Annotated in this window: 21 protein-coding genes; 9 read left to right on the forward strand and 12 right to left on the reverse strand. The window is 63.1% G+C overall.

Annotation, left to right across the window (positions count from 1 at the left end; all coding sequences use genetic code 11):
- The first annotated feature begins 23 nt into the window (after nucleotides 1-23).
- Complete coding sequence (hemN, locus tag KW825_RS17225; protein WP_042652903.1) at nucleotides 24-1397, forward strand: oxygen-independent coproporphyrinogen III oxidase; 1374 nt, start codon at nucleotides 24-26, stop codon at nucleotides 1395-1397.
- A 72-nt stretch (nucleotides 1398-1469) separates the two neighbouring features.
- Here hemN and add read toward each other — a convergent pair whose 3' ends face one another.
- The 5 genes from add to glnA all read right to left on the reverse strand — a co-directional run bounded on the left by add (nucleotide 1470) and on the right by glnA (nucleotide 7372).
- Nucleotides 1470-2471, reverse strand: a complete 1002-nt coding sequence (gene add, locus KW825_RS17230) for an adenosine deaminase (protein ID WP_218292518.1) — start codon at nucleotides 2469-2471, stop codon at nucleotides 1470-1472.
- Nucleotides 2472-2612: 141 nt separating this feature from the next.
- Entirely contained in the window at nucleotides 2613-4031 is a 1419-nt protein-coding gene (glnG, locus tag KW825_RS17235) for a nitrogen regulation protein NR(I) (RefSeq protein ID WP_042652901.1), read from the reverse strand.
- A gap of 9 nt (nucleotides 4032-4040) precedes the next feature.
- Nucleotides 4041-5096 (reverse strand): nitrogen regulation protein NR(II), encoded by a 1056-nt coding sequence (glnL, locus tag KW825_RS17240; RefSeq protein ID WP_218292519.1) that lies wholly within the window; start codon nucleotides 5094-5096, stop codon nucleotides 4041-4043.
- An 86-nt stretch (nucleotides 5097-5182) separates the two neighbouring features.
- Nucleotides 5183-5758 carry a DUF4124 domain-containing protein gene (locus tag KW825_RS17245; protein WP_218329907.1) on the reverse strand — a complete coding sequence of 192 codons (576 nt, stop codon included), beginning with the start codon at nucleotides 5756-5758 and terminating at the stop codon, nucleotides 5183-5185.
- A gap of 204 nt (nucleotides 5759-5962) precedes the next feature.
- A complete protein-coding gene (gene glnA, locus KW825_RS17250; RefSeq protein ID WP_042652898.1) occupies nucleotides 5963-7372 on the reverse strand; it encodes a glutamate--ammonia ligase in 1410 nt (469 codons plus the stop codon).
- A gap of 351 nt (nucleotides 7373-7723) precedes the next feature.
- Between glnA and typA the strand changes: the two genes are divergently transcribed.
- The 3 genes from typA to dtd all read left to right on the forward strand — a co-directional run bounded on the left by typA (nucleotide 7724) and on the right by dtd (nucleotide 11072).
- Nucleotides 7724-9535 carry a translational GTPase TypA gene (gene typA / locus KW825_RS17255; RefSeq protein ID WP_042652897.1) on the forward strand — a complete coding sequence of 604 codons (1812 nt, stop codon included), beginning with the start codon at nucleotides 7724-7726 and terminating at the stop codon, nucleotides 9533-9535.
- Nucleotides 9536-9686: 151 nt separating this feature from the next.
- Complete coding sequence (locus KW825_RS17260) at nucleotides 9687-10559, forward strand: virulence factor BrkB family protein (RefSeq protein ID WP_042652896.1); 873 nt, start codon at nucleotides 9687-9689, stop codon at nucleotides 10557-10559.
- A gap of 75 nt (nucleotides 10560-10634) precedes the next feature.
- Nucleotides 10635-11072, forward strand: a complete 438-nt coding sequence (gene dtd / locus KW825_RS17265; protein WP_218329908.1) for a D-aminoacyl-tRNA deacylase — start codon at nucleotides 10635-10637, stop codon at nucleotides 11070-11072.
- Here dtd and KW825_RS17270 read toward each other — a convergent pair.
- Nucleotides 11069-11737 carry a spermidine synthase gene (locus KW825_RS17270; protein WP_218329922.1) on the reverse strand — a complete coding sequence of 223 codons (669 nt, stop codon included), beginning with the start codon at nucleotides 11735-11737 and terminating at the stop codon, nucleotides 11069-11071. The two genes, dtd and KW825_RS17270, sit on opposite strands and share 4 nt — an antisense overlap.
- A gap of 51 nt (nucleotides 11738-11788) precedes the next feature.
- Between KW825_RS17270 and KW825_RS17275 the strand changes: the two genes are divergently transcribed.
- The gene (locus KW825_RS17275) at nucleotides 11789-12694 is read left to right on the forward strand and encodes a bifunctional GNAT family N-acetyltransferase/hotdog fold thioesterase (RefSeq protein WP_042652894.1); all 906 of its coding nucleotides are present in this window, start codon (nucleotides 11789-11791) and stop codon (nucleotides 12692-12694) included.
- A 38-nt stretch (nucleotides 12695-12732) separates the two neighbouring features.
- Here the strand turns inward: KW825_RS17275 and KW825_RS17280 are convergent, their stop codons facing one another.
- The 4 genes from KW825_RS17280 to KW825_RS17295 form a co-directional block, all read right to left on the reverse strand.
- Nucleotides 12733-14811 (reverse strand): AsmA-like C-terminal region-containing protein, encoded by a 2079-nt coding sequence (locus KW825_RS17280; RefSeq protein ID WP_218329909.1) that lies wholly within the window; start codon nucleotides 14809-14811, stop codon nucleotides 12733-12735.
- 162 nt (nucleotides 14812-14973) lie between these two features.
- A complete protein-coding gene (gene recG / locus KW825_RS17285) occupies nucleotides 14974-17043 on the reverse strand; it encodes an ATP-dependent DNA helicase RecG (protein WP_218329910.1) in 2070 nt (689 codons plus the stop codon).
- A gap of 167 nt (nucleotides 17044-17210) precedes the next feature.
- Nucleotides 17211-18560, reverse strand: a complete 1350-nt coding sequence (pssA, locus tag KW825_RS17290; RefSeq protein ID WP_218329911.1) for a CDP-diacylglycerol--serine O-phosphatidyltransferase — start codon at nucleotides 18558-18560, stop codon at nucleotides 17211-17213.
- A gap of 159 nt (nucleotides 18561-18719) precedes the next feature.
- Nucleotides 18720-20093, reverse strand: a complete 1374-nt coding sequence (locus KW825_RS17295; RefSeq protein WP_042652890.1) for a GntP family permease — start codon at nucleotides 20091-20093, stop codon at nucleotides 18720-18722.
- 155 nt (nucleotides 20094-20248) lie between these two features.
- Between KW825_RS17295 and KW825_RS17300 the strand changes: the two genes are divergently transcribed.
- The 3 genes from KW825_RS17300 to KW825_RS17310 are packed head-to-tail and all read left to right on the forward strand — an operon-like array spanning nucleotide 20249 to nucleotide 23202.
- Nucleotides 20249-20758 (forward strand): gluconokinase, encoded by a 510-nt coding sequence (locus KW825_RS17300; RefSeq protein ID WP_042652889.1) that lies wholly within the window; start codon nucleotides 20249-20251, stop codon nucleotides 20756-20758.
- Nucleotides 20755-22551, forward strand: coding sequence for a phosphogluconate dehydratase (gene edd, locus KW825_RS17305; protein ID WP_218292524.1), 1797 nt, complete (start codon nucleotides 20755-20757; stop codon nucleotides 22549-22551). Before KW825_RS17300 ends, edd begins: the two co-directional genes overlap by 4 nt.
- Nucleotides 22552-22560: 9 nt before the next feature.
- Nucleotides 22561-23202: a bifunctional 4-hydroxy-2-oxoglutarate aldolase/2-dehydro-3-deoxy-phosphogluconate aldolase gene (locus KW825_RS17310; protein ID WP_218292525.1), complete on the forward strand. Its 642-nt coding sequence runs from the start codon at nucleotides 22561-22563 to the stop codon at nucleotides 23200-23202.
- Nucleotides 23203-23307: 105 nt separating this feature from the next.
- On the opposite strand, the gene KW825_RS17315 is transcribed toward KW825_RS17310, so the two are convergent.
- Complete coding sequence (locus KW825_RS17315) at nucleotides 23308-24315, reverse strand: substrate-binding domain-containing protein (protein WP_218292537.1); 1008 nt, start codon at nucleotides 24313-24315, stop codon at nucleotides 23308-23310.
- Between the two features lie 89 nt (nucleotides 24316-24404).
- On the opposite strand from KW825_RS17315, the gene KW825_RS17320 reads away from it, so the two are divergent.
- Nucleotides 24405-25055: a Qnr family pentapeptide repeat protein gene (locus KW825_RS17320; RefSeq protein ID WP_218329912.1), complete on the forward strand. Its 651-nt coding sequence runs from the start codon at nucleotides 24405-24407 to the stop codon at nucleotides 25053-25055.
- A 141-nt stretch (nucleotides 25056-25196) separates the two neighbouring features.
- On the opposite strand, the gene KW825_RS17325 is transcribed toward KW825_RS17320, so the two are convergent.
- Entirely contained in the window at nucleotides 25197-26600 is a 1404-nt protein-coding gene (locus tag KW825_RS17325) for a peptidoglycan DD-metalloendopeptidase family protein (protein ID WP_218329913.1), read from the reverse strand.
- Between the last annotated feature and the right edge of the window lie 6 nt (nucleotides 26601-26606).

A 26606-nucleotide genomic window follows, 5' to 3' on the forward strand; every position in this document is an offset into this window, starting at 1 on the left:
ACAAGAAGAAAGAGGAAGCAAGCGTGCAAGCAGAACAGATTGTGTGGGACCAGGCCCTGATCGAAAAATACAACTACAGCGGTCCGCGTTACACCTCCTATCCCACCGCGCTGGAGTTCAACGAGCGCTTCGGTTATCCGGACTTCGTTCACGCCGCCGAGCAGTATCCGGCGCGCAATCTGTCGCTCTACGTGCACATCCCTTTCTGTCACAAGCTTTGTTACTACTGCGGCTGCAACAAGGTGATCACCCGTCACCAGCACAAGGCCGATCAGTACCTCGATTTCCTCGAGCAGGAAATCAAGGCCCAGGCTCCGCTGTTCAAGCACCGGCTGGTAACCCAGCTGCACTGGGGCGGCGGCACACCCACCTATCTGGATGAAGCCCAGACTCGTCGCCTGATGGCCATGTTGCGCGAACACTTCCGGTTCGCGGACGAGGGCGAGATCAGCATAGAGGTGGATCCGCGCGAGATAGCGATCGACATGCTGAATGTGCTGCGGGAGCTGGGCTTCAACCGCATCAGCCTCGGCGTGCAGGATTTCAACAAGGCGGTCCAGGTCGCGGTCAACCGCGAGCAGGACAACGACTTCATTAGGGCCATGCTGGAGCGTGCCCGCGAGCTGGGATTCCGCTCCACCAACCTGGATCTCATCTATGGCCTGCCGCACCAGAACCGCGACAGCTTCCACCACACCCTGGAGGAAGTGCTCAAAACGGATCCGGCCCGTCTCTCCATCTTCAACTACGCTCATCTGCCGAGCCGGTTCGCCGCCCAGCACAAGCTGAAGGAAGAGGACATGCCCGCGCCTCGGGAGAAACTGGCGATGCTGCAGGACACCATCGCCTTCCTCACCGGCCAGGGCTACCAGTTCATCGGCATGGATCACTTCGCCAAGCCCGATGACGAGCTGGCGGTGGCGCAGCGCGAGGGCAAGCTGCACCGCAACTTCCAGGGTTACACCACCCAGGGGGATTGTGATCTGCTGGGGTTGGGGGTCTCCTCCATCAGCATGATCGGCGATGCCTACTCCCAGAACCAGAAAGAGCTCAAGGCCTATTACGCCCAGGTGGAAGAACTGGGTCATGCCCAGTGGAAGGGCTGCTCCCTCAATCGGGACGACCTGATCCGCCGCGAGGTGATCAAGCGCCTCATCTGCGACTTCTCCCTGAACTTCGCTGCCGTCGAGCAGGCCCATGGCCTGGTCTTCAAGGAGTACTTCGCGGAAGACCTCAAGCTGTTGCAGACCTTCGTCGACGACGGTCTGGTGCGCAGAACCGAAGAGGGTCTGGAGGTGGTCTCTACCGGTCAGCTGCTGATCCGCAACATCTGCATGTGCTTCGATGTCTACCTGCGCAACAAGGCGCGCCAGCAGCAGTTCTCCCGGGTGATCTGATCCTGTTGTATGCCCGGAACATAAAAAAACCGCCTCTCGGCGGTTTTTTTATTGGGCGCTAAGGCATGAGTCTCAGCGCTGGGCGGCGCGGGCGCTCAGTTCGGCCTTCTCGCCATCGCTGAGGAAGGCCAGGGTGAGGCCATTTTGCTGGGCAGTGCGGATCTCGCTCGCCGTCATGCCGGCGGCCGGGGCGGCCACCTCGTATTCGTGGGGCAGATCAATGCCTTCCACCGCCGGATCGTCGGTGTTGAGGCAGGCTAGCACGCCGGCGGCCAGGAACTGGCGGACTGGGTGATCGGCGAGGCTCGCCACCGTAGTGGTCTGCAGGTTCGAGGTGAGGCAGGACTCGATGCCGATGCGATGCTCCGCCAGATAGGCCATCAGGCGCGGATCCTGGATGGCCTTGACGCCGTGACCGATGCGCTCGGCGCCGAGTTCACGGATGGCCTGCCACATGCTCTCGGGCCCTGCCGCCTCACCGGCGTGCACAGTGACTCTCATGCCCGCGTCGCGCACCTTGCGGAAGTGATCGATGAACAGCTCGCCGGGGAAGCCCAGCTCGTCACCGGCCAGATCGATGGCGACCAGGTGGTCACGCTGGGCCAAACAGGCCTCCAGCTCGGCGTGACACTGTGCGGTGCCGAAGGTGCGGCTCATGATGCCGATGAGATTGGTCTTGATGCCGAAGTCGCGGCTGCCGGCGGCGACGCCGTCGATGATGGCCTCCACCACCCCCTGCGGATGCAGCTTGTGGGCCATCGCCATGTAGGCGGGGCTGAAGCGCAGTTCGGCATAGTCGATGCCGGCGCGCAGCAGATCTTCCACGTTTTCATAGGCGACCCGGCGACAGGCATCGTAGTCGGCCAGCACGGCCACGCCCCAGTCCAGCTTCTTCAGGAAGGCGACCAGGCTCGGCTCGTTCTCGACGATCTGCACGTGGGGGCGCAGCGCCTCCAGCTCGTCTGCGGGCAACCGGATGTTGTGCAGGCGACCCAGCTCGAGAATGGTCTGCGGGCGGATGTTGCCATCCAGATGGCGGTGCAGGTCGGTCAGGGGGAGGGATCTGTCAATCATGGTGGCGCCTTCTGCGAGTCGGGTTGGAAAGCCTGCCATTCTAGGCAGGGCTCCTAAAAAAGATACCCCGTTTGCAAGCAAACGGGGTCTTATCGGTCGGCGATTCGTCAAGGCGTGATGGGAATCGTTTTTCCTCGGGCATCAGGGAATGTCGAGCTCCTTCAGCTTGCGAGTCAGGGTGTTGCGACCCCAACCGAGCAGGCGGGCGGCCTCCTGCTTGTGGCCGCGGGTGTGCTCCAGCGCCGTCTCCAGCATGATGCGCTCGAACTGGGGCAGTGCGTCGGCCAGGATGTCGGTTTCCCCCAGCGCCAGCTTAGCGGCCACCCAATCCTGCAGTTGCTGCTGCCAGCCACCGGACGAGGCGGGTTGGCCCGGCTCCGCCGTGCTGGTGATGGGGGTCAGCAGCTCGGGCGGCAGATCGCTCACCAGCACCTCCTGACCCGAGGCCATCACCGTCAGCCAGCGGCAGACGTTCTCCAACTGACGCACGTTGCCCGGCCAGGGCAGGCGGCTGACATAGGCCTGGGTATCCGGGTGCAGGCTCTTGGCCTCCACGTTGAGCTCCTTGGCGGCCCGCAGCAGGAAGTGGTGGGCCAGCTGGGGGATGTCCTCGCGCCGCTCCTTGAGGGCCGGGATATGGATGCGGATGACGTTGAGGCGGTGGAACAGATCCTCCCGAAACTCGCCATCGGCGACCCGCTTCTCCAGGTTCTGGTGCGTCGCCGCTATGATCCGCACGTCCACCTGTACCGGTTGATGGCCGCCGACCCGATAGAATTGGCCGTCGGCCAGCACTCGCAACAGCCGGGTCTGTACGTCCAGCGGCATGTCGCCGATCTCGTCGAGGAACAGGGTGCCGCCGTCGGCCTGCTCGAAGCGGCCGTGGCGGATGTTGTTGGCGCCGGTGAAGGCCCCCTTCTCGTGGCCGAACAATTCGGATTCGATGAGATCTTTCGGGATCGCCGCCATGTTGAGGGCGATGAAGTTCTTGTGGGCGCGCGGGCTGTGCTTGTGCAGGGCGTGGGCGACCAGCTCCTTGCCGGTGCCGCTCTGGCCGTTGATCAGCACCGAGATGCTGGAGCGGGAGAGCCGGCCGATGGCGCGGAACACCTCCTGCATGGCCGGCGCCTCACCGATGATCTCGGGGCTGTTGCCGGGCTCCTGCTGGCGTGCCTTGCGCTTGGTGCGCTGTTCCTTCAGATGGTTCTCGGCGCGTCGCACCAGGGTCACCGCCTCCTCGATGTCGAACGGCTTGGGCAGGTATTCGAAGGCCCCGCGCTGGTAGGCGTTGACTGCGCTGTCGAGGTCAGAGTGGGCGGTCATGATGATGATGGGCAGATCGGCCTGGCGGCGGTGGATCTGCTCCAGAAGGCTGAGCCCGTCGATGCCCGGCATGCGGATATCGGACAGGATCACGTCCGGCGAGCGCATCTCAAGCGAGCTCAGCAGGGCTTCGCCATCGGCAAAGCTCTCGCATTCGAAGCCTTCGCTGCCAAGGGTGCGCTCCAGAACCCACCGGATGGAGCTGTCGTCATCGACGATCCACACTTTTGCTGTCATGAGGTTCCCTTATTTGCGAAGCGGTAGATAGATGGTGAATTCGGTGTGACCTGGCCAACTGATGCAGTCGATGCGCCCCTTGTGTTGATCGATCAGGTTCTGGGCGATGGAGAGGCCGAGGCCGGTGCCGCCCTCCTTGCCGGTGATCATGGGGTAGAACAGGGTGTCGCGGATGGCATCCGGGATGCCGGGGCCGTTGTCGATGATCTTGATCTCGGCCGCCAGCCGGTAGCGCTGGCCGTGGATGGTGACCTGAAAGGCGGTACGGGTCTTGATGCGGATGAAGCCGGCCTGCTCCCCCAGCGCCTCGGCGGCATTGCGCACCATGTTGAGGAAGGCCTGCTGCATCTGATCCGGCTCCATCTCGAACTCCGGGATGCTGGGGTCGTAGTCCCGCTCGATGCGGATCTGGGGCGGCAGTTCCAGATCCACCAGGCGGCGCACCTGCTCCAGCACAGAGTGCACATTGTGCATCTGGTGCCGGCCGGGGCGCTGGGGGCCGAGCAGGCGATCGACCAGCACCCGCAGCCGATCGGCCTGCTCTATGATGATGCCGGTGTATTCGCGCAGGGCCGGATCCGGCAGCTCCTTTTGCAGCAGCTGGGCCGCGCCGCGCAGGCCACCCAGCGGGTTCTTGATCTCGTGGGCCAGGCCGCGCACCAACTCCTTGGCCGCCTGTTGCTGGGCATGTTGCTGCAGCTCCTGGCTGATCTTCTTCTGCTGATCGATCTTGCGCAGTTCCACCACCATCAGCCGCTGCTCGTGGTCGGCCATGGGGCTCACGCTGATCTCGACCAGCCTGGGTTCCCCTTCCACCACCAGGGTGACTTCGCTGTCGGTGAAGCCCTGCCCCGAAATGAGGCACTGCTTGAACCGTTGCAGATCGAGGGAGATGTGCTCCAGCAGGTGGGGCAGTTCGATCCCGATCAGTCGCCGCTCGCTGAGGGAGAGCAGTTGTTCGGCCGCCGGGTTGACGAATTGAATGCAAAGCCGTTCATCCATCAGGATGACGGCAGTCAACAGGTTGTCCAAGAGGGTCTTGGCATGATCCGAGCGGGTTGGCACAGGTTTCTCCCTAAAACGGTGCTGCACACTAATGATGCACCGATATGGTGCATTGAGTTTACCCGCATCGGTGCATCACATCACCCCTAATCGGCCTTGGGGGTGGGTTTGGGAGCTGGATCTACCGTCGTTCTGTGCAGGTAAAAGGTGGCTGGTTTAGATTTAGCAAGGATCGTACCGTCTTTGGCGAGCAGCTCGAGCCGTGCCTCGTGGGCACCGCGATCGAGGTTTTCGACCCGGATGGCCAGGCTGTTATGAACGAGGGGGGCCGCCTTGCCGTTCAGGGTGAGGCGGACATCGTATTGTACCGGGGCATGGGGGCTGACCTCGGCCTGAAACACCACGTTGCCGGTGTTGTCACGCAGGGTGCTGCCCGGTTCGGGGGAGAGCAGCGTGATCGCCAGTGGGCTGGTTTCCTGCGCCTTCTTGGCATCGACACCGGTCAGGCTATTGAAGTTGTCGACCTGAACCGAATGGGGGGCCGTGCCGATGAGGGGGGAGACCCGCAGATCCAGCTCCTTGGCCCGTTTGCCGGGGGGAGGGGCATCGGTGTAGTGGGTCACGCCATTGGCATCGACCCAGGAATAGACTGTGGCGGCCTGCGCGGCGCAGGGCATCAGCAGCAACAGGCCCAGCATCCATATCGGGTGTACATTTTTCATCCATCTCTCCTTGACGGTGTCCTGCTTAATCCTATCAGAGAAAAAACGCTCGGACCGATTGTCGGACCCATGGGGATAAGATAAGCCGATGGGATGACATGGGTGCCGGGCTGATGGCCGGATCCATGGCGCTGTGACTCGACCGATCAGACAAAAAACCCGCCATCTGGCGGGTTTTTTTCACGATAAAACAAGCACGTCGGCTTAGACGGAGTAGTACAGCTCGAACTCCAGCGGGTGCGGAGTCATGCGTACGCGATCCACATCGTGCTGCTTCAGCTCCAGGTAGGAGTTGATGAAGTCATCGCTGAACACGCCACCACGGGTCAGGAACTCGCGGTCGGTGTCCAGTGCGGCCAGGGCTTCGTCCAGAGAGCCGGCAACTGTCGGCACTTCTGCGGCTTCTTCTGGCGGCAGGTCATACAAGTTCTTGTCCATGGCATCGCCCGGATGGATCTTGTTGATGATACCGTCCAGACCGGCCATCAGCTGGGCGGCGAAGGCCAGGTACGGGTTGGCAGCCGGATCCGGGAAGCGCACCTCGATGCGGCGGGCTTTCGGGCTCGGCACCACAGGGATACGGATGGAGGCGGAACGGTTACGGGCGGAGTAAGCCAGCATGACCGGTGCTTCATAACCCGGAACCAGACGCTTGTAGGAGTTGGTGGTCGGGTTGGCGAAGGCGTTGATGGCCTTGGCGTGCTTGATGATACCGCCGATGTAGTGCAGCGCCATCTCGGACAGACCGCCGTACAGGTCGCCGGCGAACAGGTTGACGCCGTTCTTGGCCAGGGACTGGTGGCAGTGCATGCCGGAGCCGTTGTCACCGAACATGGGTTTCGGCATGAAGGTGACGGTCTTGTTGTAGGCGTGGGCCACGTTGTGGATCACGTACTTCAGAACCTGCACTTCATCGGCCTTCAGGGTGAGGGTGTTGAAGCGAGTGGCGATCTCGTTTTGACCGGCGGTAGCCACCTCGTGGTGGTGCGCCTCGACAACCTGACCCATCTCTTCCAATACCAGACACATGGCGGCGCGGATGTCCTGGGAGGAGTCGACCGGCGCAACCGGGAAGTAACCACCCTTGACGAAGGGACGGTGACCCTTGTTGCCGTGCTCGTACTCGGTACCCGAGTTCCAGGCAGCCTCTTCGGATTCGATCTTGACGAAGCTGTGGCCCATGGTGTTGGAGAAGGTGATGTTGTCGAACATGAAGAATTCCGGCTCCGGCCCGAACAGCACGGTGTCAGCGATGCCGCTGGCTTTCAGGAAATCTTCCGCACGCTTGGAGATGGAGCGCGGGTCGCGGTCATAACCTTGCATGGTGGCCGGTTCCAGCACGTCACAGACGATGTTCAGCGTGGTCTCTTCGGTGAACGGATCCAGCTTGGCGGAGGCCGCATCCGGCATCAGCACCATGTCAGACTCGTTGATGCCCTTCCAGCCGCCGATGGAGGAGCCATCGAACATCTTGCCGTCTTCGAAGAACTCTTCGTTGACCTGGTGGGAAGGGATGGATACGTGCTGCTCTTTACCCTTGGTGTCGGTAAAGCGCAGGTCAACAAACTTGACTTCGTGTTCCTGGATCAGGGCCAAAACGTTCTGGGCTGACATGCTAAGTAACCTCCGGTGTTAAAACTCTTTGGGTGAATGCGTCGTCACATTCACATAAGCCAGTATCGTGCCAAGTTTGTGACAGCTTGATTTCAGGGCATTTGCACCGTTTCAGGCTGTCGGGATACCCGCTCTCGTGCAGGGTCGCGCTTCAAAGTGGTGCAACCTTGGATCGTTTTGGTGCACCATCGTGGTGCGCCAGCACGATCAGCCCCCATCTAAGCAGGCTTTCAGCATGGGGTCTATGATCCTGATCCCCTGTTGTGCGCGAATGCACTGCAATTATGCTAGGCAGATCACAAAGGCGAGAGTACAATTAGCGCCCAATTTTACCCGGTGATTGAGGCGAGAATGTTAGAGAATTTACGCAATATTGCGATTATTGCGCACGTAGACCACGGCAAAACTACCCTGGTTGATAAGCTGCTGCAGCAGTCTGGAACCCTGGACCGTACCACTGATGGTCAAGAGCGTCTGATGGATTCCAACGACCTGGAAAAGGAACGTGGTATTACCATTCTCGCCAAGAACACTGCGATCCGCTGGAATGACTACCGTATCAACATCGTCGATACCCCGGGTCACGCCGACTTCGGTGGTGAAGTTGAGCGGGTTCTGTCTATGGTTGACTCCGTGCTGCTGTTGGTTGACGCCGTCGACGGCCCGATGCCACAAACCCGCTTTGTAACCCAGAAAGCCTTCGCTAAGGGTCTGAAGCCGATCGTGGTTATCAACAAGGTTGACCGTCCGGGCGCCCGTCCTGATTGGGTTATGGATCAGGTTTTTGACCTGTTTGACAACCTGGGTGCCACCGATGACCAGCTGGATTTCAAAGTTGTCTACGCCTCTGCTCTGAACGGCTGGGCTTCCATGGATCAGAACGTTGAGTCCGACAGCATGGAGCCGCTGTTCCAGGCCATCGTTGATAACGTGAAAGCACCGAATGCCGATCCTGATGGCGGCTTCCAGATGCAGATCTCCCAGATCGATTACAACTCCTATGTGGGTGTTATCGGTATCGGCCGCATCAGCCGTGGTCGCGTCAAGAGCAACCAGCAGGTCACCGTTGTCGGTGCTGATGGCAAGACTCGCACTGGCAAGGTTGGTCAGGTACTGGGTTACTTGGGCCTGGCTCGTACTGAAGTGGCAAGCGCGCAAGCGGGCGACATCATCGCCATCACCGGTCTGGGCGAGTTGAAAATCTCCGACACCATCTGTGATAACAACGCAGTTGAAGCCTTGCCGGCTCTGTCCGTTGATGAGCCGACCGTGAACATGACCTTCCAGGTCAACACCTCACCGTTTGCCGGTAAAGAAGGCAAGTTCGTTACCTCGCGCAACATCCGTGAGCGTCTGGACCAGGAGCTGGTTCACAACGTGGCGTTGCGTGTGGAAGACACTGATGACCAGGACAAGTTCCGTGTATCCGGTCGTGGTGAACTGCACCTGTCCATCCTGATCGAAAACATGCGTCGCGAAGGCTACGAACTGGCGGTATCCCGTCCAGAAGTTATCCTGCGCACCATCGATGGCGTGCTTCACGAACCGTATGAGACAGTCACTGTCGATGTGGAAGAGGCGAACCAGGGTTCAGTCATGGAGCAACTCGGCCTGCGTAAGGGTGAGATGACCAACATGACTCCGGATGGCAAGGGCCGCGTCCGTCTTGACTTCATGATCCCGAGCCGTGGCTTGATCGGTTTCCAGACCGAGTTCCTGACCATGACTTCCGGTACTGGTCTGCTGTATCACAGCTTCGACCATTACGGTCCGCACAAGGGTGGCAGCATCGGCGAGCGTCAGAATGGCGTGCTGATCTCCAACGCCACCGGTAAGGCCCTGACTTTCGCCCTGTTCGGTCTGCAAGACCGCGGTCGTCTGTTTATCGGTCACGCTACCGAGGTGTACGAAGGCCAGGTGATCGGGATCCACTCCCGCTCCAACGATCTGACTGTAAACTGCCTGAAGGGCAAGCAGCTGACCAACATGCGTGCCTCCGGTACCGATGAAGCTCAGGTGTTGACCCCGCCGATCCGCATGACCCTGGAACAGGCTCTCGAGTTCATCGACAACGATGAGTTGGTTGAAGTGACTCCAAAGGCTGTCCGTATTCGTAAGAAACTGCTGACCGAGATGGATCGCAAGCGCGCCGGTCGTGCTTGATATCTGTGCATCGACAGACAGAGAGAGGCCTTCGGGCCTCTTTTTTTATGGCCGTTTGGCGGGGTATAGGCCAACTCCATCCGGCCACGGGTGGTCAAATGGCCACGCCATCTGACACAATATCTGCATGATGAAGCCTCTGAGAACCACGATGCAGAACACAATCGCTAGCCGCCTCGGGCACGCCCTCTCCTTCTTGCGCCACGATGGCGCCCACTTCGCCCAGTTTGTCTGGGGTCGTTTCCAGCAGGACAGATTGACCGTCACCGCCGGCTACCTGGCCTATGTAACCCTGCTCTCCCTGGTGCCCATGGTCGCCGTGGTGTTCGGCATGATGTCGGCCTTCCCGGTGTTCCAGACCCTGAAGCAGGCGATGGAGCAGTTCGTCTATCACAACTTCGTGCCGACCGCCGGGGAGGCGCTCAAGGAGTACATCGACGGCTTTGTGGCCAATGCCACCAACACCACGGCGGTCGGTATCGGCGCCCTGATCGTGGTCGCCCTGATGCTGATCTCGGCCATCGACAAGAACCTCAACTACATCTGGCGCTCGACCCAGAGCCGGCCGCTGGCCCAGGCCTTCGCCATGTACTGGATGATCCTGACCCTGGGGCCCGTGCTCATCGGCGCCAGCATCGCCGTCTCCTCCTACATCATCTCGCTGCGGTTCTTCCAGGGCGAGGCGCTGTTCGGGGTGGGTTACTGGCTGCTGCGGGGTCTGCCGTTCCTGTTCTCCGTGTTCGGCTTCCTGCTGATCTATACCGTGGTGCCCAACTGCAAGGTGCGGCTGACCCACGCCTTCATCGGCGCCCTGGTGGCGGCGAGCCTGTTCGAGCTGGCCAAGCGCGGCTTCACCATCTACATCACCAACTTCCCCTCCTATCAGGCCATCTATGGCGCGCTGGCGACCATTCCTATCCTGTTTGTCTGGGTCTACCTGAGCTGGTTGGTGGTGTTGCTGGGGGCCGAGACCACCGCCTGTCTCGGCGAATATGAGAAACCGGGTGCAGAGGAGCTGGGCTGAGCCCACACCTTGTTGCTAACATCAACGGCCGCCTCTTGGCGGTCGTTTCTTTCTGACAAGACAAAGGAGTGATGAGTGATCGCATTGATTCAGCGGGTCTCCGAGGCCAGCGTGACCGTCGAGGGAGAGGTGACCGGCGCCATCGACGCCGGTCTGCTGGTGCTGCTCGGGGTGGAGCAGGGGGATGACGAGGCCAAGGCCGACAAGCTGCTGCACAAGGTGAGCGGCTATCGCATCTTCTCCGATGCGGACGGCAAGATGAACCTCAGCCTGACCCAGGCCGGCGGCAGCCTGCTGGTGGTGTCCCAGTTTACCCTGGCGGCGGATACCAAGAAGGGGATGAGGCCGGGCTTCTCCGGCGGCGCTCACCCGAGCGATGCCGAGCGGCTCTATGACTATTTCGTCGCTCAGGCGAGAAATGGCGGCCTGCCGACCGAGACCGGTCGCTTCGCCGCCGACATGCAGGTGCGGCTGCTCAACGACGGCCCCGTGACCTTCTGGCTGCAGGTCTAGGCGGCGCCCTGACGAGTGGCGTGCAGGATCACGTTGAGGTAGCCGGGGACCGGATAGGCCTGGGTGGGGCCGACCCACTCCTCGGCCAGCCGCAGTGCCTGCTCCAGCTCCAGCCGGGTGCGTGGCAGCAGGTTGATGATGAGGGTGCCGCGCAGGCACTGGGCCAGCGCCTGATAGAGCGGGGCCTGGAACAGCAGTCGGGGGTTGCCGTCCTGGCTGAACAGATCCAGCAGCACCAGATCGTAGTGCTCCCTGCTGTCTAACAGGAAACGGAGCGCATCGGCGTGATGCAGACGCGGCGGCCGGGCAGAGGGTCCCCCTGGCGCCTGAAAGAAGGCCTGGAAGAGGGTCAGCACCTCGGCATCCAGATCCACGCAGTCATGGCTAGCCTCGGGCCAGCGTGCCCCCAGATGGCGGGTGAGATCACCCCCTCCCAGCCCCAGCTCCAGGATCCGGCTCGCCTGGCTTGGCAGCCGCGCGGCTATGTGTTGTTGATGGGGCAGGCAGAGCCGGTCCGGCTCACTGAGGCACATGGCCGATTGCACCACGCCGTCCATCTCCAGCCAGCGGTGTTCGGCGTTTTCCAGGATGCAGAGCCGGCGCTCGGCCTTGGTGCTGAGGTGCAATAAGTGTTCGGCTTGGTACGCTTGCGGATTGAAGTCCATGAATTTGCACGGCAAGATGGTTTTCGACCAGTGTAACTCAAGGATGTATCTATGTACCGGGTGGTCACCCCCCAAACGGCAGCCGAGCTGGAAAGCTACTACCAACTGCGCTGGGAGCTGCTGCGCAAGCCGTTCAATCTGCCAATAGGTTCCGAGCGGGACGAATACGATACCGTCGCCATTCATCGGCTGATGCTGGCCGAAGACGGTACCCCCATCGCCGTCGGCCGGCTGTTCGTCGGTGGTGACGAGGCCCAGATCCGCTTCATGGCGCTGAAACCCGAGTTTCGGGGTCAGGGGCTGGGGGCCCGCATGGTGGAGGATCTCGAGCAGCTCGCCCGCGACGAGAAGGTGAAGCGGCTGGTGATGAACGCCCGCCAGGAGGCGGTGGAGTTCTACCGCCGCTGCGGTTTCCTCGAGGTGGGGGAAGGACCTGTCTCCTTCGGCCGCATCACCCACCGCCAGATGATCAAGTCCCTGAGCCCGCTGCAGACCATCCAGTATCGCCCGGAGTGGTGTCAGGATCTCACCACCCGCTGGTCGCGGGGCATCCCCATCAGCGAGAAGATGGGGGTGCACATCACCCATTACGACGGCCAGACCTTTCATCTCAAGGCCAAGCTGGCGGCCAACCTCAACGTCCACGACACCATGTTTGCCGGCAGCATCTACAGCCAGTGTGTGCTGGCGGGCTGGGGGCTCATCTGGTTGCAGCTCAAGGAGGCCGGGCTGGGGGGCGATACCGTGCTGGCCGAGGGCAATATCAAATACTACCGGCCGGTGAGCGAGGAGCCGGAGGCCAGGGTCGCCCGGGAGGGGATGCCTGCCGTGCTGGCACCGCTCAAGAGCGGGGAGTCGGCCAAGTTCAGCCTGCGGGTGCAGCTGTTCAGCGGCCGCAAGCTGGCGGTGGAGTTCGTCGGCCAGTATGTGGTGCTGCCCATCAAGCGGGGCGGCTAGGGGGCTCGACCGTCTGTCGGTTCAATGACAAGGCCTCATCATGAGGCCTTGTTGGTGTCTGGGGTCGCCGGTTTGGGCTGTGGGCGCCAGAGCGGGCTGCTGCGGCCCTGGGCCGGGTAGCGTACGCCGGCCTCCCAGCCGCAGGAGGCCTCGGCCGGGAAGCTCCAGCTCAGGGTCGGGGCGTCGAGCGGGCCGCGCCAGCGGGCCAGCAGCTCGGCGCAGCGTTGCCCGTTCAGGGCGCCGAGATCGAGCTGCCACTGGCCGTTGGCCAGATCGACCCCCCCCTGCAGGGCCAGCAGGTGGGTGATGGTGGAGGCGCTCGCCTGTTCGATCTGGACCAGGCCGTTTTCGGCCTTGGCGTTTAGCTTGACGCGATAGAAGGGGGTATCCCCCTGCTGCATCGCCTGCCACAGGCCGTCCGCCGTCAGGGTCGGCGGGGTGGTGCCCTTGAACCACTCGTCCAGCAGCGGATCTATCTTCACCTTGTCCCAGAAGGGATCCCTGGCGTCCAGGCTCAGGCTGCCCTGCAGGGTGCTGCGCCAGTCGTTTGGCTCCTTGCCCGGCTTCTTGCTCATATCTGCCTGCAGATCGACATCGAGATCCACCTTGCCCGCCAGCGAGACGGGGGCCCGCAGCAGCCTGCCCCACTGTTCCAGATCCAGCTGCTTGCCCTGCAGTCGCAGGCGGCTGTTCTGGCCAGGCTCCTTGCCCCACTGGCCGCTCAGCTCGATGGCCCCCTCGTCGGGCAAGGTGCTGGACAGCTTGCTGAGCTGCCAGGAGCTCGGCGTCAGCTCGCCATCGAGCTCGCCGTTGCGGGCGGAGAGACCGTCCCACACCAGCTCGAACCACTTGCTCTCCACCCTGGCCCGGCCGAGCAGGGGGCCCGGCTGATCGCCGCGCAGGCTGAGATCGGTCAGGTAGAGCTGCCAGCCGGTCAGCGACAGGGGCAGGCTGTCGTCGAAGGAGAGCACCTTGAGCCGATCGAAGGCCAGCTTGCGCACATCGATCTGCTGTGGGCGCCAGCCTTGCCAATCCTGCCACCACCCATCCGGCAGGCTGATGTCCATGCCGCTCAGGGTCATCTCCTTCAGGGTTAGCTTCTGAAGATCGGGATCCAGCGCCAGCTCCAGGTTGAACTCCCCATCAAAAGCCTTGCCCTGCAGCTCCGCATCGAGCTGCTCTGGCGAGAAGGCGAGCCGCCCCTTGATCTCTTCCAGCTGGAACAGGCCACGACCGAGATCGGCCAGAGAGCCGGTGAGGTAACCGGTCGGTCGGCTGCCCGCCTGCCACTCGAAGGCGGTGAGCTGGCCGCTGAAGTTGTTGAGGGCGAGCTCCTGGGCGTTGGCGTTGACGCTGGTCTCGTCGAACTGGCCCCGATCCAGGCTGATCCGGCGCAGGGGGAACTCAGTCTGGCCGAGGCTGTCCAGCTCGACCCGCATGCCACGGGCCTTGAGGCCGCGCAGCTGCAAGCTGCGTGCGGGCCAGTCCAGCACCATGCCGGTCTCCAGCAGGCCGTCGAACAGGTTGGTGGTCAGCTTGTCCGTGCTCAGCACCTGGCCTTCCAGTCGCCCCTTCAGGTTGAGGCGAGCCAGGGTCAGGCTGGGGCTGTCGAGCTGGTTGATGCTGAGGCTCAGGTTGGCCTGGGGCTGGTGCCTGGGATCGATCAGCTCCCAGTCGCTCAGGGTGGCGCTCAGGCCGCGCAGGATGAGCCCGTCGCTCTGCAGGCTGAGGTTGTCGATGTTGCTGTCCCCTATGGTGAGGGAGTGCACCGGCAGGGTCGGCAACTGGTTGGGGAGCGGCAGCCTGATGAGGGGGCGGATGAGATCCAGGTGGGCGATGCGCACATCCCGGTTCAGCCAGTCGATGCTGTCTATCTCCAGGTAGATCTTGTCCAGCTTGACCGCGTCACCGTACTGCACCTGCTCCGCCAGCAGGGTGTAGGGATGGAGCGGGTTGAATACCAGCCGGCCTATGGTGACTTGCACCCCGGTCTGCTGGCTGAGCCAGTTGGCGATGGGGCCCCTGGCCCGTTCGGCGTCGAACAGGCCGAGACCCACCCAGACGAACAGCAGCAGGAAGGCGAATACATAGAGCAGGGCGCGTAGCCAGGAATTCATCGACATCTTCCTCCTGTTTTCAATGGGTTGTCAGGCGTTGGAATAGTGATCCCGCAGCCCCGGCCTGCGGCGGATCAGCGGGGCAACCTGATATGGATAATCTGTTTGCCCATGAGGAAGCCAGCAATTCATCGGCTTCCTCCTCCTGTTCTCAATGGGGTGTCAGGCGTTGGAATAGTGATCCCGTAGTCCCAGCCAGCGGCGGATCAGCGGATCGACGTGGCTAGGGTGTCTGTCCATCAGGTAGCGCGCCAGCTTCTGCACCTGGGGGATGAGCGATTGGTCCCGCACCAGATCGGCGATCTTGAGATCGGCCAAGCCGGTCTGGCGGGTGCCGAGCAACTCGCCCGGGCCGCGCAGCTCCAGATCGCGCTGGGCGATCTGGAAGCCATCGCTGGTCTCCCGCAGCACCCCGAGCCGGCTCTGGGCCGTCTTGGAGAGGGGGGCGTGATAGAGCAGCACGCAGTGGGAGGCCACAGAGCCGCGACCGACCCGGCCGCGCAGCTGGTGCAGCTGGGCCAGCCCGAGCCGCTCCGGGTTCTCGATGATCATCAGGCTGGCGTTGGGCACATCTACCCCCACCTCGATGACGGTGGTGGCGACCAGCAGCTGCAAGATACCGGCCTTGAACTCCTCCATCACCCGTTGCTTCTCTACCGGCCGCATGCGGCCGTGCACCAGCCCGATATGCAGGCCGGGCAGCAGGTTCTGCAGCTCGGCGGCGGTGTCCTCGGCGGCCTGGCACTCCAGCACCTCGGACTCCTCGATCAGGGTGCAGACCCAGTAGGCCTGCTTGCCTTCCTCGCAGGCCAGCTTGACCCGCTCGATCACGTCGCCCCGGCGGCTGTCCGGCAGGGCGACCGTGGTGATGGGGGTGCGACCCGGCGGCAGCTCGTCGATGACAGAGGTGTCGAGATCGGCGTAGGCGGTCATCGCCAGGGTGCGGGGGATGGGGGTGGCGGTCATGATCAGCTGATGGGGATGTACCCCCTCCCGCTCCCCTTTCTCGCGCAGGGCGAGGCGCTGGTGCACCCCGAATCTGTGTTGCTCATCGATGATCACCAACGCCAGGCGCTGGAACACCACCTGTTCCTGGAAGATGGCGTGGGTGCCCACCACCATCTTGACGCTGCCATCGGCGATGGCGGCGAGCTGGGTTTCCCTGGCCTTGCCCTTCTGCTTGCCAGCCAGCCAGCCGACCTTGATGCCGAGCGGTTCCAGCCAGTGGGCGAAGTTGATGGCATGTTGCTCGGCCAGCAGCTCGGTCGGCGCCATCAGCCCCACCTGGCAGCCGTTGCCTATGGCCTGTAGCGCCGCCAGCGCCGCGATCAGCGTCTTGCCGGAGCCCACGTCCCCCTGCACCAGCCGCATCATGGGGTAGCTGCGTTGCAGATCCTGACTGATCTCCGCCACCACCCGGTTCTGGGCCCCGGTCGGCTTAAACGGCAGGGCGCCGAGCAGCTGCTTGACCAGGGTGGGGGCCGGCTTGAGGGAACGGGCCAGCTGGGTCTGGGCCTGAGCGCGGACTTTCAGCACCGACAGGTTGTGGGCCAGCAGCTCTTCCAGCACCAGCCGCTGCTGGGCCGGATGCTGGCCGCTCTCCAGCAGCGCCAGCGCCACCGAGGGAGGAGGTCTATGCAGCAGGCGAAGGGCGGCGGCGAGTTCTATCTGGTGCGGGTAGAGGCCGGCGGGCAGCAGCTCCTCCACCCCGTACAGCTCGAGCTGGGCCAGCGCCTGATCGGTGAGGCTGCGCAGGCTGAGCTGGCGCAGCCCCTCCGTGGTCGGGTAGACGGGGGTAAGTGCCTCTTCGGTCTGGCCGGCCTGCTCCTCGCCGAGCAGCTTGTACTCGGGGTGGGCCATCTCCAGCCCGTATTTGCCGGGGCGCACCTCGCCAAAGCAGCGCAGCAGGCGACCGGGGGCCAGGCTGTTCTTCTGGGCGGCGGTGAAGTTGAAGAAGCGCAGGGTCAGGCTGCCGGTGCCATCGCTGATGCGGCACACCAGCATGCGGCGGCGGCCCATCACCAGCTGGGTGTCCTGGATTTCGCCCTCGACGGCGCCGTGCAGCCCGGGCGGCAGATCGCCGATGGGCCACACCTGGGTGCGATCCTCGTAGCGCAGGGGCAGGTGGAACAGCAGATCCTGTACCGTCGCCAGCCCCAGCCGCTCGAGCTTCTCCAGCATCTTGCTGCCGACGCCCTTGAGGCTATCGAGGGAGATTTTATCCAATTTCATCAATTAGATGCCCGAAAATACTGTAAATATGTCCAGATGATAGGGGTTGTTGATGGCTCGATGCAAGCCGTGTTGCTGTGAGCCGGGTTGGGTTGCCGCATCTGAAAAAGGCCTGCCGAAAACGGGAGGCCTTTGGATGGGGGCTGATCCGGAAGCCGGATGGCGGTCTAGATGATCCGCTTGAGCAGGATATGAGCCCTGACCCTGTGGATCCGGGCCAGCAGCTTGCGCACCTGCTCGGGGTAATCCTTGATCTGCTCTATCTGATCGAAGTGGCTGATGCGACGGGCGTGCGCCAGGATGTTGGCCCGCTCCTCGGCAAAGCGCTCGCGCAGGTGGCGGTGCTGATCGTGCACCAGCAGGCCATTCTCCAGATCCAGCGCCCAGGCGCGGGGATTGAGGTTGTTGCCGGTGAGCAGTGCCCACTCCTCGTCCACGAAGATGCCCTTGAGGTGATAGGAGTTCTTCTCGCAGCACCAGAGCATCAGGTTGAGACGGCCGGAGTCGATATGACGCTGGTTGCGCTCGGCAAACCGGCGCAGGTTGGTCTCGTACAGGTAAGGCAGCCCGCCTATGGTGGAGAATTTCTCCTCCGGTGGGATGAAGAAGTCGTTGGCTGTCTTGTCACCGACCACTATGGTCACCTTGCAGCCGCGCTTGAGCAGCGCCTCTACGTCCTTGTTCAACTCCTTGGGGGGGTTGAAATAGGGGGTGCAGATGAAGATCTCCCGCTCGGTGGCGCGCACCAGGTTGCGGATCATCCGGTTGAGCTGGTTGCCACGCTTGCCCAGTCCCGCCATGGGGGTGATGGCGACGTCCTCGGCCCCCACCAGCGTGCTCTTGAAGCGATACTGGCTGGTGCGCAGGCTGTGCTTGAAGCGCCGGATCGGCCCCTTCAGCAGCTTGGCGCTGGGGATCTCGGCCCGATCCAGTCGCTGCACCGCTTCGCTGCGCAGGAACACATCGTCCACATAGTTGACCATGCTGCGGGTCAGCTCAGGGCTGGTGATCTGGTGGTAGCGATCGAAGCGGTAGCGCTCCTGCTGGTGCAGGTAGATGTCGTTGAGGCTGGCACCCGAGTAGAGCAGGGTATCGTCGAAGATGAAGCCCTTGAGGTGCAACACGCCGAGCAGCTCACGCCCCTTCACCGGCACGCCGTAGATGGCGATCTGGTGTTCGTGGCGTGCGGCCATCTCCTGATACATCAGGTGGTTGCCCCCCTGCTTGCCCTTGCCGATCAGGCCGCGCTGGGCGCGGTGGAAGTCGACGAAGAGCTTGATGTCGAGGGCGGGGTTGCGTTGCTTGGCGGCGTAGAGCGCGCTTAGTATCTCCCGTCCCGCCTCGTCATCCTGCAGATAGAGGGCGACGAGATAGATGCGCTGGGTCGCGCTGGCGATGAGCGAGAGGATCCTGCTTTTGAACTCTTTGGCGCTGCCGAGCACCTGGAACCGATCCGCGGGGACCGCGATCTGGGGCAGACGAGTCAGCAACTGTCGATAATGTGCCGATGAATGCATAGAGAAACCTGAAATCACGGGGTTAAGCGTTCCACTCGGGGCAATGAATAGGCGATTCTAGCAATCTAGGCGGTGAATACCCAACAAAGAATCGACGGCTCTGGGAGCCGTCCATTGAAAACGGGTCGGGAGAGGTCCCGACCCGTCTGTCTGGCGAGGTTAAAACACCACGCTGGCCATGGCCACGATGAGGAAGGCGATGGTGCCGAGCAGGGTCTCCATCACGGTCCAGGTCTTGAGGGTGGTCTTCACATCCATGTTGAGGAAGCGGCCGACCAGCCAGAAGCCGGAGTCGTTGAAGTGGGAGAGCACGGTCGCACCACCGGCGATGGCGATGACGATGAAGGTCAGGTCCAGTTCGCTCAGGCCAGGGGTGGCGGCAACCATGGGCGCCATCAGGGCCGCCGTGGTGGTGAGGGCCACGGTCGCAGAACCCTGGGCTACCCGCAGGGCGGTCGAGACCAGGAAGGCGGCCAGGATCACCGGCATGCCGGTGTCAGAGAGCACGTCCGCCAGGGCGGCACCGATGCCGCTGGCACGCAGTACGCCGCCAAACATGCCACCGGCACCCGTCACCAGGATGACGGCGCAGACGGGGGCCAGCGCATCGTTACAGAATTTCTCCAGCTGTATCTTGCCCTGTTGCTTGCTAAAGACCCAGACCGCGTAGAGCAGGGTGATCAGCAGTGCGATCGGGGTCTTGCCGACCATGCGCAGGATATTGACCCAATCAGCCCCTTTGTCGACCATGCCCATGGCACCCAGGGTGTTGAGGCCGGTATCCATGAAGATGAGTGCCAGCGGCAGCAGCAGGATGGAGATCACCTGGCCGAAGCTTGGCAGCTGGCCGGCCGGGATGGCCGCCGGGTCGGTAAAGCTTGGCGGCAGCGGCAGGTCGAACTTCTTGCCGGCCCACAGGCCATACAGATAGGCACCCAGATACCAGGTCGGGATGGCGACGAGCAGGCCGACTATGGTCAGCAGGCCGATGTTGGCGCCGAGCAGCTCACTGGCGGCAACGGGGCCGGGGTGAGGGGGCATGAAGGCGTGCATCACCGCGAAGGCGCCCGCAGATGGCAGTGCATATTTGAGCACAGAGCCACCAAACTGCTTGGCCACGCTGAAGATGATGGGCAGCATGACGATGAGGCCCGCATCGAAGAAGATGGGGAAGCCAAACAGCAGGGAAGCCACACCGAGCGCAAGAGGAGCGCGATGGGCACCGAAGCGGCTGATCAGGGTATCGGCCAGCACCTTGGCGCCGCCCGTCATCTCCAGGATCCGGCCTATCATGGCGCCGAGACCGACCAGCAGGGCCACCCCGGCCAGGGTGCTACCGAAGCCGCCCAGCATGGTCGTTACGACCTGATCGTAGGCCACGCCGGTGGCGAGGGCCGTGACCAGGCTGACCAGCGTCAGGGCGACGAAGGCGTGGATCTTGAAGCGCATTATCAACAGCAACAACATGATAATTGCACCGCCTGCTACCGAAAGCAGGTAGGCGACATCGGGGGTATTAGCCACACCTTCCATAATTTTTCTATCCTCAAAAGTTCCAGTTATCGTCTTGCACAAATCTGTGCACCACTTCACATGTCATAACGTTACCGGTAACATGTTACCGGTAACGTGGTAAGTTAGAAGTCATCTACGGTACGTTTTTTGAGAAATGGGATAGAGGTCAAACAATGGCTGGTAAGAGTATTATCGTGATGGGCGTCTCCGGCAGCGGCAAATCGTCGGTCGGGGCTCGGGTGGCTCAGGTCATCGGCGCCAAGTTTATCGACGGCGACGATCTGCACCCTCGTGCCAACATTCAGAAGATGGCGGGCGGCGCCCCACTCAACGATGAGGATCGCGCCCCCTGGCTGGAGCGGATCCGCGATGCGGCCTACAGCCTGGAACAGAAGAACGAGGTGGGGGTGATCGTCTGCTCCGCCCTCAAGCGCCACTATCGCGATCAGATCCGCGAGGGCAACGAATCGGTCAGGTTCCTGTTCCTGGATGGGGACTACGAGCTGATCCTGGCGCGGATGAAGGCCCGTCACGGTCATTTCATGCGCGAGAGCATGCTGCAGAGCCAATTCGATGCGCTGGAGCGCCCGGATGGCGAAGCTGGGGTATGTTGTATCGATATCGACGGCGGCTTCGAACAGGTTGTCGACCGCGCCGTCACCGCACTGGAGCAAGCAATATGACTCATCCCATCATCCTCGAGGTCACCGCCCGCATTCGTGCGCGCAGTGCCACCCGTCGCCAGGCCTTCCTGGCCCGCATTCAGCGTCAGGCGGAGCAGGGCAAGACCCGCGCCGCCCTGGCCTGTGGCAACCTGGCTCACGCCGTGGCCGCCTGCAGCACGGACGAGAAGGGTCGCATCCTCGATCTGACCCGCGCCAACGTCGGCATAGTCACCGCCTACAACGACATGCTGAGTGCCCATCAGCCCTATCAGGGCTACCCGGACCAGATCAAGGCGACCCTGGCCGAGCTGGGCCACAGTGCCCAGGTCGCCGGCGGGGTGCCCGCCATGTGTGACGGCGTCACCCAGGGCCAGCCCGGGATGGACATGTCGCTCTTCTCCCGGGATCTCATCGCCCAGGCCACGGCGCTGTCCCTCTCTCACAACACCTTCGACGCCACCCTGCTGCTCGGCATCTGCGACAAGATAGCGCCGGGCCAGATCATGGGGGCGCTCTCCCATGCCCACCTGCCCACCGCCTTCGTGCCGGCCGGCCCCATGGCCAGCGGCATCAGCAACGATGACAAGGTGAAGGTGCGCCAGCAGTATGCCGCCGGTCAGGTGGGCCGCGAGGCGCTGCTGGAGATGGAGTGCGGCGCCTACCATGCGCCCGGCACCTGCACCTTCTATGGCACCGCCAACACCAACCAGCTGGTGTTCGAGGCCATGGGTCTGATGCTGCCGGGCTCCGCCTTCGTGCACCCTCACAGCGAGCTGCGCCACGCCCTGACTGCCGAGGCGGCGCGCCGCATCAGCGCCATGATCCCCGGCTCACCGGCCTATCGCCCCTTGAGCGAGGTGCTGGACGAGCGCTCCCTGGTCAACGGCCTGGTGGCCCTGCTCGCCTCCGGCGGCAGCACCAACCACAGCATCCACATGGTGGCGCTGGCCCGCGCCGCCGGCCTGCACCTGACCTGGGACGACTTGAGCGATCTCTCCGACGTGGTGCCGCTGTTGGTGCGCATGTACCCGAATGGCCCGGCCGACGTGAACGCCTTCGAGCAGGCCGGTGCCGTGCCCGGCCTGATGCGCCGGCTGGCACAGGAGGGGCTGATCCACATGGATGCCACCCCGACCTTCGGCGAGATGCAGGATTACCTCAGCCGCCCCCTGCTGGTGGATGGCAAGCTGGTGTGGCAGCCGGTCGGCGAGAGTGGCGATGCGAGCGTGCTCTCTCCCACAGGCTCTGTATTCCAGGCCACTGGCGGCACCAAGCTGCTGTCCGGCAATCTGGGCCGCGCCGTGGTCAAGGTCTCGGCGGTGGCCCCGGAATATCGCGTGATCGAGGCACCGGCCAAGGTCTTCTCCTCCCAGCATGCGGTGGAGGCGGCCTACCAGGCCGGCGAGCTCAATCTGGATGCGGTGATAGTGGTGCGCCACAATGGCCCCGCCGCCAACGGCATGCCGGAGCTGCACAAGCTGATGCCGGTGCTCGGCAACCTGCAGAAGGCGGGTCACAAGGTGGCGCTGGTCACCGATGGCCGCCTGTCCGGTGCCTCCGGCAAGATCCCGGCCGCCATCCATGTCACCCCTGAGGCCCTGCACGGCGGCGCCATAGGCCTGCTGCGAGACGGTGACCTGCTGCGGGTGGATGCCGAATCGGGCCGCCTGGATTGCCTGACCGATCTGAGCGGCCGTACCCCGGTCGAGCCGGATCTCAGCCTGGAGCAAGAAGGCTGGGGCCGTGAACTGTTTAGCGTGATGCGTCGCGCGGTATCGAGCGCCGAGTGTGGCGCCACCATCTTTGACTGAGGAAGAGCTATGCAAAACTGGAAACTGACCCCTGCCGAGGTGTTTGCCGCCTCCCCGCTGGTGCCCGTGATGGTCATCAACGACCTGGAGCAGGCCCTGCCGATGGCACAGGCGCTGCTGGCGGGTGGTATCTCGGTGTTCGAAATCACCCTGCGCACCCCGGTGGCACTGGATGCCATCGCCCTCATCGCCAAGGCGATGCCGGAGGCCATGGTGGGGGCGGGGACTGTGCTCAACTGCGCGCAGTTCGATGCTGCCGTGGCCGCTGGTGCCCGCTTCGTCATCTCGCCGGGGATGACCCCGGCGCTGTTGGCCCACGCCGCCAAGAGCACGGCGCCGCTGATCCCCGGAGTGGCCACGGCCTCCGAGGTGATGCAGGCGCTGGAGGCGGGTTACAGCCACCTGAAGTTCTTCCCGGCCGAGGCCAACGGCGGCACCAAGGCGCTCGCGGCCATCGCCGCGCCGCTGCCGCAGGTCCGCTTCTGCCCCACCGGCGGCATAGGCCCGAACAACGTCGCCGATTACCTGGCGCTGAAATGCGTCGCCACCGTCGGCGGCTCCTGGATGCTGCCGGCCGATGCGGTCAAGAACGGCAACTGGGAAGAGGTGACTCGCCTCTCCCGCGAAGCGGTTGAATTGGTTAAACGTTAGTCACATATCGTTTAGAACAACCAGACAGGCCACCTCAGGGTGGCCTGTTTGTTTTCGCCCCTCGGCCAGTGGGAGAGGGGTCTGGGGATGGGAGAGAAGAGGCGGTCAGCCCAGACTCTCCCCTACATAGAGGGAGAAGCCCAAGTCCATGCGGCTGTCGGGTCTGGGCTGGCCGCCCAGGCGGGCCAGCAGCATGGTTGCCGCCTCACGGCCTATCTCCTCGCGCGGGGTGACTATGCTGGCCAGCTTGGGGGTCATGGCGTGGCCGATGTCGAGGGCGTTGCAGCCGGCGATGGCGATCTGCTGGGGCACGGGTATCCACCTGGCCTGGCACTGCAGCAGGGCACCGACCGCCACATCGTCGTTGGTGCAGAACAGGCCGTCCAGATCGGGGTAGCGCGCCAGCGCCTGCTCCAGCAGCTGGCCGCCCAGGGTGAAGCTGGAGGATTGTTCGGTCAGCAGGTGCTGGCCATCGAGGCCGAAATCGGCCATCGCCTGGTAGTAGCCCTCCATCCGCAGCTGGGTGCGCACATCGAGCCGTGCCCCCAGGTAGACCACCTTGCGGCGCCCCCGGCGCAGCATCTCTGTTACCATGGCCCGGGCCGCGGCCCGGTGATCCATGCCGACCACCATGTCGATGGGGTTCTGCGGCAGATCCATGGTCTCCACCACAGGGATGCCGGCGGTGGCGATCATCTTGCGGGTGCGCTCGGTGTGCAGGCTGTCGGACAGGATCAGGCCGTCCACGTGGTATGAGAGCAGGGAGGCCACCTGCTCCTCTTCCTGTTCCGGATTGTAACCATAGTGGGCGAGCAGGGTCTGGTAACCGGCGGGGCGGGTCACCGTCTCGATGCCGTGCACCAGGGCGGAGAAGACCTGGTTGGAGAGGGAGGGGAGCAGGATGCCGATCGCCTTGCTGGTGGCGTTGGAGAGAATGTCCGGTGCCCGGTTGGGGATGTAGCCCAGCTCTTCCACCACGGCGGCGATCCGTCCCCGGGTGCCCTCGGCCACTGTGTGTGGATCGCGCAGGTAGCGGCTGACGGTCATCTTGGTGACCCCGGTCTGATCGGCGATGTCTTGCAGGGTGGGGCGGCGTTTGCGGGTGTCGTTCATCTTGGGTTCCGGCAGCAATGTTACAGGTAACATTACCTTTTTCACGCAATAAAGTCAGCATATGACGCCATCATTAGGAGAAATTTCGGATGATCAAGGGCAAGTGCTTCGAGGGGAAGCGATTCGAGCAGCAGGAAGTGGAAGGGGAGCAGTTCGCTGACTGCCGCTTCATCGACTGCAACTTCTCCTGGCTGGATCTGAGCGAGAGCCGCTTCGTCGACTGCAGCTTCTACGAACGGGAGCGCGAACTCGGCTGTTCGCTGCAGGGCTGCGATCTGCGGGAGGCCAGCTTCCAGCGCTGCGACCTGACCCTGGCGGATCTGAGCCGCAGCCAGTGCCTCGGGCTGGAGCTGCGCGACTGCCAGGCCATGGGCATCAATTTCGCCCGTGCCAGCTTCGCCAACCAGATCACCGTCAAGAGCTACTTCTGCGAGGCCCATATGACCGGCAACAACTTCAGCTACGCCAACTTCGACGGCTGTCTGCTGGAGCGGTGCGAGCTGAGCGGCAACCGTTGGCAGGGGGCCAGCCTGCTGGGCGCCTCGCTGGCGGGATCCGATCTCAGCGGCTCCGAGTTTGGCCAGATAGACTGGGCCAGCTTCAACCTGCAGGGCTGCGATCTGCGCCAGTGCGACCTGCCCGGGCTGGATCTGCGTCTGGTCAAGCTGGACGGTGTGCAGATAAGCGAGGATCAGCAGCAGGGGCTGCTGGAGCAGATCGGCATGGTCGTCTTCCCCTGATGGCGCCAACCAGGATGGTGCGGGAAACTTCGTAAGTTTTCGTCATCGGCCAGCGAGATGGGCCAGGGCCAGAATGAAAAAAGCCTGCGGATGCAGGCTTTTTTTATGAGGCGCTCGATGGCATGTGCTCTTGAATACCAGTTAGCGCTTGGCCAACCACTTGGTCGGGTTGATGGCCTCACCCTGATAGCGGATCTCGAAGTAGAGGCCGGGTCTGTCCTGGCCGCCGCTGTCGCCGACCAGCGCCACGGGTTCGCCCTGCTCCACGCTCTGGCCAACCTGGCGCAGCAGTGACTGGTTGTGGCCATAGAGGCTCATATAGCCTTTACCATGGTCTATCACCAGCAGCATGCCGAAGCCGTCAAGCCAGTCGGCGTAGACCACCTGTCCTGGCGCCACCGCCTTGACCTGGGTGCCTTCGCTGGCGCCGATCAGGGTGCCTTTCCACTTGAGCTCGGCGGTACGAGCCGAGCCGTAGGAGATGAGGATCGGGCCCTGTACCGGCCAGCGCAGGCTGCCATTGGTGCTGAGGCCACCGTAGCCGCCTGAGCTTGCCTTGGCGCTGCTGCGCGCGGCGGCTTGCTGTTGAGTCACCTTGTTTTGTTGTGCGGTCACTCTCTGCTGCTCGGCGGCGAGCCGTTGCTGCTCGCCGGCCTTCTGCTGCTGCGCCGCGATCCGCTGTTGTTCCGCAAGCCGCTTCTGTTCGGCGGCCAGGCGTTGTGCCTCCAGACGGCGCTGGCGCTCCTGCTCGGCCTTGATCTTGGCCAGCCGCTCCCGCTCGGCCCGCTCACGGCGTTCCTGCTCTTCCCGCTGGCGGCGCAGCTCTTCCAGCCGGGCCTTCAGGGCCTTTTCCGCCTTGACCAGCTTGGTCAGCTTCTGTTCGTCATCCTGCACCGACAGCTGCAGCTGGTTACGCACCTTGGCGCGGCTCTGCTGGCTGGCCAGCAGGCTCTGGTGGGACGCTTGCTGTTCGCTCAGCAGGGCTTGCAGTTTGCTTTCGGTCTCCTGGGTCGCCTGCTGGTTCTTGGCCAGCTTGGCGCGGGTCGCGCGCAGGGCGTCGATGGCCTCGATGCGGGCCTTGTTGAGATAGTCGAAATAGTCGAGGGCGCGGCTCAGTTTGGCCGGATCCTGCTGATTGAGCAGCAGTTTGAGGTAGTCGTGGTTGCCCGCCTGGAAGGCGCTTTCCGCCTGCTTGGCCAGCAACTGTTTCTGATGTTTGGCCTGTTGCTCCAGATCCAGCTTGTCCTGCTGCAGGTTCACCAGCTTTTGCTGGTTCTGCTTCAGCTGCCGTTTGGTCTGATCGAGCTTGGCGGCGGCGGCCGAGATAGCCTGCTCATCGGCCTTGAGCTGGGTATTGAGTTTGGCCAGCTCCTGCTTGCTGAGCTTGATGGTCTTCTGCTGTTCCTTGATCTGGGACTGCATGGTGCCGAGCTGCTGGTTGGCAGCCTGGGCCGTGCCGGCAGCGCCGATCAGGCAAAAAAACAGCGCGCCGGCCAACAGGCCGACGCGACTGGTTTTGGTTGAAATAACTTCGCATCCCCGCATGGGGCA

This window comes from Aeromonas sp. sif2433 (assembly GCF_019218705.1).
GTDB lineage: Bacteria > Pseudomonadota > Gammaproteobacteria > Enterobacterales > Aeromonadaceae > Aeromonas > Aeromonas encheleia.

What these genes read in the sequence shown, in the direction of transcription:
- recG (WP_218329910.1), bottom strand. Translation starts at nt 17,043, where the DNA reads ATGAAATTGGATAAAATCTCCCTCGATAGCCTCAAGGGCGTCGGCAGC.
- KW825_RS17260 (WP_042652896.1), top strand. Translation starts at nt 9,687, where the DNA reads ATGCAGAACACAATCGCTAGCCGCCTCGGGCACGCCCTCTCCTTCTTG.
- glnA (WP_042652898.1), bottom strand. Translation starts at nt 7,372, where the DNA reads ATGTCAGCCCAGAACGTTTTGGCCCTGATCCAGGAACACGAAGTCAAG.
- KW825_RS17275 (WP_042652894.1), top strand. Translation starts at nt 11,789, where the DNA reads ATGTACCGGGTGGTCACCCCCCAAACGGCAGCCGAGCTGGAAAGCTAC.
- glnG (WP_042652901.1), bottom strand. Translation starts at nt 4,031, where the DNA reads ATGACAGCAAAAGTGTGGATCGTCGATGACGACAGCTCCATCCGGTGG.
- add (WP_218292518.1), bottom strand. Translation starts at nt 2,471, where the DNA reads ATGATTGACAGATCCCTCCCCCTGACCGACCTGCACCGCCATCTGGAT.
- KW825_RS17280 (WP_218329909.1), bottom strand. Translation starts at nt 14,811, where the DNA reads ATGAATTCCTGGCTACGCGCCCTGCTCTATGTATTCGCCTTCCTGCTG.
- KW825_RS17320 (WP_218329912.1), top strand. Translation starts at nt 24,405, where the DNA reads ATGATCAAGGGCAAGTGCTTCGAGGGGAAGCGATTCGAGCAGCAGGAA.
- KW825_RS17300 (WP_042652889.1), top strand. Translation starts at nt 20,249, where the DNA reads ATGGCTGGTAAGAGTATTATCGTGATGGGCGTCTCCGGCAGCGGCAAA.
- KW825_RS17270 (WP_218329922.1), bottom strand. Translation starts at nt 11,737, where the DNA reads ATGGACTTCAATCCGCAAGCGTACCAAGCCGAACACTTATTGCACCTC.
- pssA (WP_218329911.1), bottom strand. Translation starts at nt 18,560, where the DNA reads ATGCATTCATCGGCACATTATCGACAGTTGCTGACTCGTCTGCCCCAG.
- edd (WP_218292524.1), top strand. Translation starts at nt 20,755, where the DNA reads ATGACTCATCCCATCATCCTCGAGGTCACCGCCCGCATTCGTGCGCGC.
- KW825_RS17310 (WP_218292525.1), top strand. Translation starts at nt 22,561, where the DNA reads ATGCAAAACTGGAAACTGACCCCTGCCGAGGTGTTTGCCGCCTCCCCG.
- KW825_RS17245 (WP_218329907.1), bottom strand. Translation starts at nt 5,758, where the DNA reads ATGAAAAATGTACACCCGATATGGATGCTGGGCCTGTTGCTGCTGATG.
- KW825_RS17315 (WP_218292537.1), bottom strand. Translation starts at nt 24,315, where the DNA reads ATGAACGACACCCGCAAACGCCGCCCCACCCTGCAAGACATCGCCGAT.
- KW825_RS17295 (WP_042652890.1), bottom strand. Translation starts at nt 20,093, where the DNA reads ATGGAAGGTGTGGCTAATACCCCCGATGTCGCCTACCTGCTTTCGGTA.
- KW825_RS17325 (WP_218329913.1), bottom strand. Translation starts at nt 26,600, where the DNA reads ATGCGGGGATGCGAAGTTATTTCAACCAAAACCAGTCGCGTCGGCCTG.
- typA (WP_042652897.1), top strand. Translation starts at nt 7,724, where the DNA reads ATGTTAGAGAATTTACGCAATATTGCGATTATTGCGCACGTAGACCAC.